This window comes from Pseudomonadota bacterium (assembly GCA_018817425.1).
Classification (GTDB): domain Bacteria; phylum Desulfobacterota; class Desulfobacteria; order Desulfobacterales; family RPRI01; genus RPRI01.
The window spans coordinates 1-11,803 of sequence record JAHITX010000064.1; the positions used below are offsets into that span (position 1 = coordinate 1).

At 37.2% G+C, this 11,803-nt stretch carries 15 protein-coding genes and 1 tRNA gene; 1 reads left to right on the forward strand and 15 read right to left on the reverse strand.

The features are described from left to right. Window positions 1-333 precede the first annotated feature (333 nt). The 14 genes from KKC46_11275 to kdsA form a co-directional block, all read right to left on the reverse strand. A tRNA-Leu gene (locus KKC46_11275) sits at window positions 334-420 on the reverse strand. 12 nt (window positions 421-432) lie between these two features. Then, entirely contained in the window at window positions 433-792 is a 360-nt protein-coding gene (gene secG / locus KKC46_11280) for a preprotein translocase subunit SecG (GenBank protein MBU1054395.1), read from the reverse strand. 8 nt (window positions 793-800) lie between these two features. Next, entirely contained in the window at window positions 801-1,568 is a 768-nt protein-coding gene (gene tpiA, locus KKC46_11285) for a triose-phosphate isomerase (protein MBU1054396.1), read from the reverse strand. A 320-nt stretch (window positions 1,569-1,888) separates the two neighbouring features. After that, on the reverse strand, window positions 1,889-2,356 hold the full coding sequence (rimI, locus tag KKC46_11290) for a ribosomal protein S18-alanine N-acetyltransferase (protein MBU1054397.1): 468 nt from the start codon (window positions 2,354-2,356) through the stop codon (window positions 1,889-1,891). A gap of 4 nt (window positions 2,357-2,360) precedes the next feature. Further along, window positions 2,361-2,774 (reverse strand): PTS fructose transporter subunit IIA, encoded by a 414-nt coding sequence (locus tag KKC46_11295; GenBank protein ID MBU1054398.1) that lies wholly within the window; start codon window positions 2,772-2,774, stop codon window positions 2,361-2,363. A gap of 54 nt (window positions 2,775-2,828) precedes the next feature. After that, window positions 2,829-3,692 carry an RNase adapter RapZ gene (gene rapZ / locus KKC46_11300; GenBank protein MBU1054399.1) on the reverse strand — a complete coding sequence of 288 codons (864 nt, stop codon included), beginning with the start codon at window positions 3,690-3,692 and terminating at the stop codon, window positions 2,829-2,831. A 17-nt stretch (window positions 3,693-3,709) separates the two neighbouring features. Then, on the reverse strand, window positions 3,710-4,168 hold the full coding sequence (locus KKC46_11305; protein ID MBU1054400.1) for a PTS sugar transporter subunit IIA: 459 nt from the start codon (window positions 4,166-4,168) through the stop codon (window positions 3,710-3,712). Window positions 4,169-4,220: 52 nt separating this feature from the next. Next, window positions 4,221-4,751: a ribosome-associated translation inhibitor RaiA gene (raiA, locus tag KKC46_11310; GenBank protein MBU1054401.1), complete on the reverse strand. Its 531-nt coding sequence runs from the start codon at window positions 4,749-4,751 to the stop codon at window positions 4,221-4,223. Window positions 4,752-4,763: 12 nt separating this feature from the next. Continuing rightward, complete coding sequence (rpoN, locus tag KKC46_11315) at window positions 4,764-6,200, reverse strand: RNA polymerase factor sigma-54 (protein MBU1054402.1); 1,437 nt, start codon at window positions 6,198-6,200, stop codon at window positions 4,764-4,766. 2 nt (window positions 6,201-6,202) lie between these two features. After that, window positions 6,203-6,925, reverse strand: coding sequence for an LPS export ABC transporter ATP-binding protein (lptB, locus tag KKC46_11320; protein ID MBU1054403.1), 723 nt, complete (start codon window positions 6,923-6,925; stop codon window positions 6,203-6,205). Further along, entirely contained in the window at window positions 6,926-7,483 is a 558-nt protein-coding gene (locus tag KKC46_11325) for a hypothetical protein (GenBank protein ID MBU1054404.1), read from the reverse strand. Then, window positions 7,464-8,048: an LPS export ABC transporter periplasmic protein LptC gene (gene lptC, locus KKC46_11330; protein ID MBU1054405.1), complete on the reverse strand. Its 585-nt coding sequence runs from the start codon at window positions 8,046-8,048 to the stop codon at window positions 7,464-7,466. The genes KKC46_11325 and lptC overlap by 20 nt, the downstream gene beginning before the upstream one ends. A 2-nt stretch (window positions 8,049-8,050) precedes the next feature. Beyond that, window positions 8,051-8,581 carry an HAD-IIIA family hydrolase gene (locus KKC46_11335; protein MBU1054406.1) on the reverse strand — a complete coding sequence of 177 codons (531 nt, stop codon included), beginning with the start codon at window positions 8,579-8,581 and terminating at the stop codon, window positions 8,051-8,053. Between the two features lie 18 nt (window positions 8,582-8,599). After that, a complete protein-coding gene (gene kdsA, locus KKC46_11340) occupies window positions 8,600-9,421 on the reverse strand; it encodes a 3-deoxy-8-phosphooctulonate synthase (protein MBU1054407.1) in 822 nt (273 codons plus the stop codon). Window positions 9,422-9,814: 393 nt separating this feature from the next. Between kdsA and KKC46_11345 the strand changes: the two genes are divergently transcribed. Continuing rightward, window positions 9,815-10,852, forward strand: a complete 1,038-nt coding sequence (locus tag KKC46_11345) for a methyltransferase (GenBank protein MBU1054408.1) — start codon at window positions 9,815-9,817, stop codon at window positions 10,850-10,852. A 198-nt stretch (window positions 10,853-11,050) separates the two neighbouring features. On the opposite strand, the gene KKC46_11350 is transcribed toward KKC46_11345, so the two are convergent. Continuing rightward, entirely contained in the window at window positions 11,051-11,632 is a 582-nt protein-coding gene (locus KKC46_11350; protein ID MBU1054409.1) for a MarC family protein, read from the reverse strand. Window positions 11,633-11,803: the final 171 nt, after the last annotated feature.

Genomic DNA, 11,803 nt, shown 5'->3' on the forward strand with positions numbered 1-11,803 from the left:
GTTTGGAAACTCATTATTCCCGCCGCTAAATAGTGCTAATCTCGATGATCTTTTAACTGCTTACTATGAGGAGCGGGGCTGGGATTCCAAGGAGGGCACACTCAGTTCGGGCAGAATCGAAGAGCTTACGCTTTCTCTAAATAGAACTATTTTATAATCGCAAACGGAGGCATTCTTCGTTGGGCAATAAAAGTCCCATGACATTTGAGAATGCCACGACTGTTCCTTAATCGGGGTGTCCGTTTTTCTGGGGGAAGATCATATTACACTTATAAACATATTTATCAAAAAAAAAGGCGCAACATTTTGAAAAGTTGCGCCTTTAATTATATATGGTGCCGAAGGCGGGATTTGAACCCGCACGCCCGTGGGACACTACCCCCTCAAGATAGCGTGTCTACCAAGTTCCACCACTTCGGCAATATCATCTTTCTACTCTTTTTTACCTGTATCCGGTATTGTTGCCGGAGCTGCCTGCTCTGAGGGAGAGGCAGAAGTACTGTCTTGAGCGGCTTTTTGCTCTACAGGAATTTTAACATCTTTCATGATCGAACTTTTGTTTCTGTTGCCTGACATATAAGCAAGAGAAAGAGATGTGATCATGAATACAATCGCAATAACGGTAGTTGCCTTGCTCAAAAATGTGGAAGCCCCTGTACTTCCGAAAAGAGTCTGGCTGGAACCTCCTCCGAAAGCAGCACCGATATCGGACCCCTTTCCCGTTTGAAGCAGTACTACCATTATTATCGCTATGCAGGCAACAACATGTAATATTATTAAATAAATTGACATATAGTAGTTTACCCAACCGTTTTAAATTTTACAATTTGCATAAATTTGTCAGCATCAAGACTAGCCCCACCGACTAGAGCACCATCAACATCGGGCATAGACATAAGTTCTGCTGCATTTTCCGGTTTTACGCTTCCACCATATAGTATTCTTATTGATTCGGCAATAGTTTTCCCAAAAAGCTTTTCAATAAGATTACGCAAAAACAAATGAACTTCCTGTGCCTGTTCGCTTGAGGCTGTTTTGCCGGTTCCTATTGCCCAGACCGGTTCATACGCCAAGGTCACATTGTGCATATTGTCAGCCAAACAGCCTTCTAAACCCATTTCCATCTGTTTGTCAAGAACATTAAACGTTTCATTTGCATCCCGTTCTTTTTCAGACTCACCTATACAAAAAACAGGTTTAAGATTATAACTAATTGCAGCTTTAATTTTTTTGTTTACAGTTTCATTTGTTTCGCCGAAAAATTGCCTTCGTTCGGAATGCCCAATAATAACATATTTACATCCGGCCGAAATAATCATTTCCGGAGATATTTCTCCCGTGTAGGCTCCTTCCTTTTCCCAGAAAAGATTTTGTGCTCCAAGCATCACCAAGCTGTCTTTTACGGCTTCATTGACTTGTTCAAGCGCTATGTAAGCAGGCGCAATCATAACATCGACATCACTGTATTGTGATAGCAGTTTTACTAATTTTTCGGCAGTTTTCACAGCCTCTATGCCGGTTTTGTACATTTTCCAGTTGCCGGCAATAAATGGCTTTCGGCTATTCATGATATTCTCCTTGTTATACTACTAAATAAAATTAACAATCTATATTAAAACAACATTAAAATATTTCAATTTAATACTATTATTCTTTATCAGCTGGATACCTCAAATAAAATTTTGATTTCAATAAGATATAGATTGCAACAACCACCAATAAAGTGGGTAATCCATAGTCTTTTAATAAAGCTAAGATTATTGAAAAGTTCATATGCCACCCCCCATTTTACAGATTTATGTTTTCCCAAAGTATATTCACACATAACATACTGTTGTATTAGAGCTAACAATGTTTTATGTAGTCAGCGAAAGCCTTACCTGTTTTACTAAACCGTCTTTGTTAATTCTTTTAATAAAACAATAGCGTCTTCTCTGGTTTCAGTGTAATAATTTGGCCTTATTCCTATAGTTACAAACCCTGCTTTACTATACAGTGCTAAAGCGGGTTTGTTAGAGCTTCTTACTTCGAGAATGACTGATGTTACTTTCTTGCTAATCGCAATTTTAAGAAGTTTGTTTAACAGCCAGAAAGCAATTCCAATACCCAGCAATTTATTTGATACAGCGATTCTTAATATACTCATCTCAGAGCCTATAATGCGGGAGCAAACATAAGCTATAACAGTTTTGGGCTCTTTGGTTCCATAGCTTTTAACTACATAATCAAAAGCATCTTTACATATCAGTTCTTCAAGAAACAATGCAAGTGACCACGGCTCTTTGAAAGAGGTTTTCTCGATTTCAAGAATCTGTTCTATATCGGGTCGGGTAAGCTTGGAAAGGTGCCACTGCAAAAAACTAAGTCCTTTTATTCCCTTTTAAAATACCGCTTGCAAGTGAAATACTTTTTTTGCCATAAGCTTCGATACATTGAGCAAGCTTTGTTACATCCATATCTTTGCGTGAATTTATGGCTTTTATCAGTATAGGAAGATTAACTCCTGATATTACTTCGGTGCGGCCTTCTTCAAGAAAAGAATAACTTAAATTGGAAGGGCTTCCGCCGAACATGTCGGTTAAAATAATAATTCCTTCATTATCATTTACCTTTTTGATGCCGTCAAATATTTTTTCTCTAAGCTTATCTGCAGGTTCGGTAATATTTATGGAAACAGAGACTACTTTGTCAGGACGGTTTCCCAAGATGAATTCAGCAGCATCTATCAACGCGTCTCCAAGTTTTTGATGAGTAACGATAAGGATTCCAATCATAAAACTCCTATATGTAATTTGGGCAAATTGTGAATAGACTCCAAAAATATATGATTAACGGCCGATATCGCGGTGCGAGATACTGGCTCTTATCCCTGATTTTTCTAAATGTTTAAAAACATGTCCGATAATAGCCACGGAACGATGTCTGCCTCCTGTACATCCGATAGATATAGTTAAATATGCTTTTCCTTCCTTTTCATATAAAGGGATTAAATAGTCAAGTAACTCAAGATATTTTTTTAAAAAAGTCTTTGTTTGTCTGCTTTTAAGAACAAAATCTTTTACTTTTTTATCCTCACCGTTAAGATCTCTCAATTCCGGAATAAAATATGGATTTGCAAGAAAACGAACATCAATAATCAGGTCTGAATCTATAGGTATCCCATACTTGTAGCCAAAAGAAAGTATGTGAACCGTCATAGGAGATATATTTTTGCTTTTATTTGCAATATCTGAAACTATAGCTTTGAGCTCATGAACGCTGTGCCGGGATGTATCTATTATTCTGTCTGATGCAGTTTTTAATTCCTTTAACTGCTCTTTTTCGATTCGGATATTTTCTATAAGTGTTTTCCCATGGGAAAGAGGGTGGTGTCTTCTTGTCTGACTGAAGCGTTGTAATAAAATTTCCTCGTCAGCCTCAAGAAATAAAATTTCAAAAGAGTAACCATTTTGCCTTATAGAATCAAAAAACGATTTATATACAGATAAAAAATTTTTTTCACGCAGGTCCATAACAAAAGCAAGCCCTGAAATTTCATCCGAGCTTTTTATGGGAAGTTTGAGGAAACTGGCGAGCAGAGCAACGGGCATATTGTCAACACAATAAAATCCGGCATCTTCGAATGCCGCAATTACCGTGCTTTTGCCCGATCCTGAAAGTCCTGTAATAATAAATATTTTTAAATTTTTCACTTCAAATGGTATTGTTTTTAAAAATCTTCATCAACTTCTTTGATTATGGAATAAACCTCATTACTATCGGCCGCTTTCAATAGTTTGTTTTTAAAAGAGTCGTTTTTTAGAATCCTTGAAATCCGTGCAAGCAGTTTTAAATGCAGCCCTGTTGAATTTTCAGGTGTTAAAATCAAGAAGAAAAGATGGGTCGGTCGCCCATCAATAGATTCAAAATCCACCCCTTTTCGGCTTAAACCTAAACCCAGTATAAGCGATTCAAGATTTTTTAATTTTCCATGTGGAATTCCAATGCCTCCGCCTATTCCGGTGCTTCCCAAACATTCCCTTTCCTTAATAACATCTATAAGCTCTTTACTATCCTTGCCTGTGAGTCCGGAAACAGAAGCAACCAGCTCTTCAATAACTCCGGCCTTATCAGTTGATCTAAGATCGGTATTTATGGTATCTTTTTGTAATACTTCAAGGATTTTCATTTTATTTCATCATACCGAAAATTAAGCATACATTCGGTTTCTTGGCCGTTAATTAACTTATAGGTTGGATAAGGCCGTAATTTCCATCTTTTCTTCGATAAAGCACGTTAATTTTATCTGAACGTGCATTGGTAAATACAAGAAAATTATCAGTAACCAGATCCATTTGCATAACTGCTTCGTCTATGTCCATGGGTTTGTATTCAATATTACGTATTTTTATCTGATCAGGAGTTAGTTCTTCGGATACAACAATTTCCTGGTCTTTGGCTATTGATTTTTCTTTATGGTTTACCCGGCGGTTTCGAATTTTTTGTTTGTTTTTCTTTATCTGTGTTTCAAGTTTATCAATGACCATATCTATCGCTGAATACATATCGTTTGTTTCTTCTTTTCCATATATGTTCAGCCTGTCACCTGTAATATTTACTTCAGCAATATGGCGAAATTTTTCTATTGAAAATACGACTGTTGCCTCAGCCGGGTTGTCCAGGTACTTATCAAGCTTGTCCAGTTTATCGCAAATATAGGTCTTAAGGTTGTCGGAAGGATCAAGATTTTTAAAAGTAACGGAAGTTTGCATAATAAATCCTCCTTATGGTTGTTTGCGTTTATTAGAAGATAGTATTTTTAAAATTTCTCTGTATTTTGCAACAGTTCTTCTTGCAATATTTATGTTATGTTTTGCTATAATTTCAGTTATTTTGTCATCGCTGTAGGGTTTTTTGGGGTTTTCGGATTCTATGATCTTTTTTATCATTTCCTGAACACCGGTAGATGCAATAGTTTCTCCATTACTTCTATTTATAGAGCTATTGAAGAAATATTTCAATTCAAAAATTCCCTGTGGCGTGAATGCATATTTATTTGTTGTAACTCTGCTTATTGTTGATTCATGCATTTCGATATCTTGAGCTATGTCTCTTAACACCATAGGCTTCATGAAAGTAATGCCTTTTTCAAAGAATTCCCGCTGAAATTTGAGAATACTTTCCATGACCTTAAATATCGTTTTCTGACGCTGTTGGATGCTTTTTATAAGCCATGCGGCGGAACGAATTTTATCATTTATGTATTCCTTGGCATCTTTATTTATTTTTCCACCATTACTAATTGTATTTTTGTAATAAGAATTAATTTTCAGTTTCGGCATTCCATCATCGTTTAAAACTACTACAAAATCATTTTCTGTTTTGTAAACATATATGTCAGGGGTTATATACTGAGGTGTTTCATCCGAAAACTTCCTTCCGGGTTTTGGCTCAAAACTTTTTATGATTTCTATGGCCGATATGATATCCTTGAGTTCAGCTTTAAGCTCCTTTGATATAGCTTTGTAATTTCTGTTTTGAAGATGATTGAGATGATGTTGTATGATATTGGTTATTAAAGAGTTGTCAAGATTAAGCTGCTTTGCCTGGATCAAAAGTGACTCTTTCAGATCTCTTGCACAAACACCCGAAGGATCAAAAGTTTGCAGCAGTGCCAAAACTTCTTCAATTTTGTCGGTAGAATAATTACTGTTATTAAATATGTCTTCAATAGAAGTTTCCAGATATCCATCGGTGTTTAAGTTGCCTATAATCAAACTTCCTATTTCTTCTTCTTCTTTTGTAGTACAAGCCATAAGAAGCTGCCATAGCAGATGATCATTTAATGAGTCCTTACCGGAGATAAAAGTTTCATAGCTGAAGGATTCTTTCTTTTCGGTTTCGAAATTAACTTTGCCGGGAGTATTATATTCATCAATATAATTACTCCAGTCTACGTCGTAATTGATCTTTTCTTCTATTTTTATTTCTTTATCTGCCGGCAGTTCCGGCTGAATCGGATTATCAGTCCGTTCAACCGGTGAGTCTTCCGGATGTGAATCAAGAGATTCTTCGAGTAGAGGGTTTGTTTCAAGCTCTTGACGAATTGTTTCCACAAGTTCAAGACGGGAAAGCTGTAAAAGCTTTATAGCCATCTGGAGCTGTGGAGTCATTACCAGTTGCTGGGATAATTTAAGTTGTTGTCTGAATTCAAGAGCCATATTTATAGTTTAAACTCATCTCCCAAATAGATACGGCGCGCAATTTCGCTGGAAGCTATTTTTTCGGAGCTACCGGCTTCAATGATTTTGCCTTCGCTAATTATATATGCCATATCGCATACATTAAGAGTTTCTCTTACATTATGATCGGAAATCAGCACCCCAATACCGCGGTTTTTAAGGTGTACAATAATATTTTTTATATCGAGTACAGCCAGCGGATCTATTCCTGCAAAGGGTTCATCAAGAAGGATAAAAGTCGGTTCTGTTGCAAGAGTGCGTGAAATTTCAAGACGCCTTTTTTCTCCCCCTGAAAGAAGTAATGCCTTCTGGTTCGATAGATGTTTGATGCCAAGCTCTTCAAGAAGCCTGTCTGCCCGTTCATTCTGTACTTTTGATGATATAGGCTGCATTTCTAAAATTGCCATTACATTTTCTCTAACTGTAAGCTTTCTGAAAATTGACGGTTCCTGGGGAAGATAACCTATTCCTTTGCGTGCTCTTATATACATCGGGCATGAAGTAATATCTTCATCATCAATAAAAATTCTGCCCTCGTCAGGTTTTACCATTCCAACGGCCATATAAAATATAGTAGTTTTACCAGCTCCGTTTGGGCCAAGAAGTCCGAATACTTTGCCGCTTTCCACATTTAGATCAACGGAATTGACAACTCTTCTTCCCCGGTAAATTTTAGCAAGTTTATCAAGAAGCAATTTTGACATTTATATTCCTTTATCAACAGATTCAAAGATAGCTTCAACTCGATTGCTTCTATTGCTTTCTATCTTAACATGTCCGTCATCTCTGAAAAAGATAATTTTTGATCCGGAAATGGAATTATTCCCGCTTTCAATTTTTGATCCGGGTCCGGTTAATGTAAAGATTCCTGTATTAGCTATGTAAACAGCATGTTGAGAATAGGCTATTTTATCATCAAACAATATTTTTACATTTCCGGTTGCTATTATTTCTTTTATAGATTCTTTTCCTTTTGTATTATCTTTTGTGTCAGCAGTATCTTTTTGATATAAAATATTCAATCTGTCTGATGTAATAACAGTTGTGCCCTGAACAGCTTTGACATTTCCGATGAACTCGGCTTTATCGGAATCTATTTCAATAACCAGCTTATCTGCCGTTATATGAGTTTTTTCTGTTTTTCCCTCTGTCTGAGTATTGAGTATTTTATCTATAGCAAATATGGTATCAGGAAGGAATAAAAAGAATACAACAAACAGCAGATGAATGTATTGCCTTTTTTTATAATGAAATGTTGTCACCAAATATTCCTTCTACTTTACCGATCAATTCAGCTTTATTTATGTTTAAATCTATCGACATGGAATCTGCAATAAGGTTTGAAGATTTGCCGGTAAATTCAACAGGAGCATTGGATTGAATAACGCGTTTTTTGTTATCGTAATTTATTATACTTGTTTTTAAAATATAATCATTGCTTGTAATTGTTATATTGCCATTAATTTCTATATTGCCTGATTCGGTTTTTATGGTTCCTTTGTCTGCGCTAAGATATATTTTTTGATTATCTTTTGTGAAAAAAGTAACCATAAGATCTTTAACAAAAGCCTCTTTTTTGTCTGCGCTATAAATTGCAGAACGAGCTTCAAGGCTCCATTCAACAATGCCGTTTTTTGTAGAGATTTGATTAATTTTTTCCATTGATACACTTGTACCATTAAGGACTACAGGCAGAATTTGCAAAGGCCTCTTTGAAAAATAGCGATATCCTATAATAACAGCAAAAACAGCAATAATAGTAATCGAAATCGCTGAAATTAATACGATTTTTATTTTTTTATTACTGAATAGATTTCGTAGATGCATTCTTAAAATCTTTCTATCACTAAATCCCAGTGTTTTTGAGCTTTAAGTATGGCTTCGCATATTTCCCTGATGGCACCGGCCCCGCCTTTTGCTGATGTTACAATGTAAGATATCTCGATTATTGCCTCATGAGCATCAGCAACTGCTATCGGGAGTCCAACTGACTTCATGATTGAAAAGTCCGGAAGATCATCTCCAATATAAGCTATATCTTCCGGCTTGATTTTTGTTTTTGTAATTATTTCATTTAGTATTTCAACCTTGTTTTTTACGCTGTCATATATGTGCCGGATATTAAGGTTTTTGCATCTGTGATGCAGAGCATTCGATTTTCTCCCGGTAATCACTCCGACTTCTATTCCCGCCAACATAAGAAGCCTGATTCCGAGCCCGTCTCTAACATAAAAAGTCTGAGTTTGAATATTATTATCATCATATATTATAGTACCATCAGTCATTACACCGTCAACATCAAGAAGTAATAATTTTACATGCTTAAGCCTGCTTTTTGCATCTGATACTTTAAATATCATGATTAACCTCGATTATATTTATAAAGCAACCTCGCGTATTGCCTTAAGCTTTGCAATTAAAGCATAAAGGCTGTCGTCAAGAACCAGTGAGTTGGGCCCATCACAAAGTGCTTTGTCCGGGTCAGGATGAACTTCCAAAAATATTCCGTCAGCTCCTGCTGCAACAGCTGCTTTTGCAAGTATTGGCGCAAATTTTCGTTCGCCTCCGGAACTCTTGCCGGCACCGCCCGGAAGCTGTATGCTGTGTGTTGCGTCAAATATGACAGGATAACCCGTTTCCTGCATTATATTAATGCCTCTGAAGTCAACTACAAGGTTGTTATATCCAAACGTACTGCCACGTTCCGTTATGAGGATATTAGTATTTCCGGCAGAAGCAATTTTTTCAACTATATTTGTAATATCCCAAGGGGCTAAAAACTGCCCTTTTTTAATATTTACTGGTTTCCCAGTTCTTGCAATTTCTAATATTAAATCGGTCTGTCTGCAAAGAAAAGCCGGTATTTGAATTATATCTAAAACATCGGCTGCTTTATCAATTTCCTTAATTGAATGGACATCAGATATAACTAACAGTCCCAGTTCTTTTTTTATTTGAGCAAGAATATCAAGTCCTTCTAAAAGCCCCGGCCCTCTGAAAGAGCTTAATGAAGTACGGTTTGCCTTATCGTAAGAAGCTTTAAATATCAGAGGTATATCAAGTTTTTGGGAAAGTTCTTTAAGATAATATGCTATCTGAAATGTTATATCTTTATTTTCAATAACACACGGACCGGCAATTATGACAAGCGGATGATTTTTTCCAATCGATATATTGGCGATATTAACAGTGGTGGTCATATCCCTCCGGCAAATTATACAATATTAAAAAACTAGTTGGAAATTTCATGATCATTTCATAGAATATCTATAGCCTGAAGGGTTAAAAGTCAAGAAACGAAAAAGATTAATGCTATTTAATCATGCACTATTGATAATACTATCTTTTAGAATTCATTTATTTCCGAGAGCCTTGATTGCTATTTTCTTTGGTTAATAATTACTTCACATGAACGGCATTTTGGTTAAATTTTGGTTAAATCTTGACACATCATTGTAACCAATCTAAATTAATTTTAAAGAAAGAGCGGTTAACCGCCAGATCAATAATTGGCGTAAGATTTACTTTCATATACAGATCACATACAGCTTGTATGGAACTTCCAATCTTTTAATCATTTATGGAGAAAATCAATGACTGAAAAGAATTGTTCTGAAGATATAAAGCAGACTTCACAAGAGATGAAATTGATGCATATGATTCATGGAAGCAGAGTAACTCAATTGATATATGTTGCCGCAAAACTGAAAATTGCCGATCTTTTGAAAGACGGGCCCAAGAACTGTGAGGAACTGGCCCGGGCAGTAGATGCTCACCCGCGCGCGCTTTATCGTTTGCTTCGGGCTCTGGCGAGTCTGGAAATATTTTGTGAAAATGGAGACGGTTGTTTTCAGTTGACACCGCTTGCAGAAAATCTGCAAACAGCAATTCCAGGTTCACTTGCCGGATATGCCATTATGGTTGGTGAACCATGGTCATGGAGGGCGGAGGGCGAGCTCTTATACAGTGTGAAGACCGGCAAACCTGCTTTTGCCCATGCCCATGGCATGAATGTTCATGAATATCTTGCCAAGGATGCACAAGCAGCAAAACACTTTAATGAAGCAATGACAAGTTTTTCCGGGCATGAATTGGCACCTGTTGTTAATGCCTATGACTTTTCACAATTTAAGACTATTATAGATGTGGGGGGTGGTCACGGAGCTCTTCTTGCAGAAATTCTTGAAACCTATCCTGAGCTTAGCGGCAAAGTTTATGATCTTAGAGCTGTTGATCAAGCTGCCAGAACTATTCTGGACAAGCAAGGCGTTACCAAGCGTTGTGAACTTATAAACGGAGATTTCTTTCAATCAGTGCCAGGTGGCGCTGATGCATATATCTTAAAGCGGGTACTTCACGATTGGGATGATGATCAGGCTGTGGCTATTCTCAAAGTTTGCCATAAGGCGATGGAAGGTTCCGGCAGGCTTCTGATAATTGAGAGGGTGATTCCTCCGGGCAACGAACCTGACTTTGGCAAGCTTGTAGATATCAGCATGCTAACGCTTGCCGGAGGATTGGAGCGAAGCAGGTCTGAATTTGAATCCATATTGGACAGGGGCGGATTTGCGCTTTCAGATATCATCCCTACTCAGTGTCCGCTTGATATAATTGAAGCAAGGCCGGTGTAATAAAGATAATCCAAAAATTATTGAAAGGTTATCTCCCCGCAAAAATCAACTTTATATGAGCCAGTTTCAAAACGCCCCATTTTGGCCGATCTCTGCGTTGGGCTAAAATTTCAATCCTCGAAATACTTAATGTATTCCTGTGGTTGAAATTTTCCCCCGCCTTGAGCTTGACCAAACTGAAACGTTTTGAAAGTGGCTCTATATGAATTTCATAATTCCGCTTCTTATCATCTTTACTGCAAATGCAGCAAGAATAAGTGAAGCAACTTTAGCAAAAGCTCTGGAACCGCTTATCCCGAAAAAGTTTATGATACGTTCCGATTGATTGAAAATTAACCATGCAAACAAGAGGTTTACTATTAGTGAAAATATGACGGGGATATAACCGTTTGTTCCAACTAGAACAAGCGCAGTGGTTAATGTACCCGGACCCGCTATAAGTGGGGTGCCGAAAGGTACTACGCCAAATTCAGGGCTTCGCTCAATTGGTTTTTCACCGGCACGCACCACATCGGCAACGGCTATGATCAAAAGGACCCCGCCTCCTGCAATCATGAAGTCTTCCACCAATATCCCCAGAGCATTAAATATAACTTGTCCCAAAAAAATGAAACCTACTGCAACAATAAAAGCCGTAATGATTGATTGGCGGACTATCTTTTTCCGTTGCTGTTTATCAATTCCTTCTGTCATACCTATATAAAGCGGAAGAATGCCGGGAGCATCCATAGCAACCATAATAGGAATAAGGGCTGACACAAAAGATTGGACAATTTCCATAAATATGTTCCGTTTTACCTGATAAACTTGCTTAGGAACTGGAAATGAATAACTCATCGTTTTGGCATCCCATCTTCAAGCCATCTTTGACTGATCTTCAATCGCAAAATCCTCAACGTAGCCCGCTACATTTGCGGTTTTGCTCAATCAGATCAGCCAAATCTGACCTAA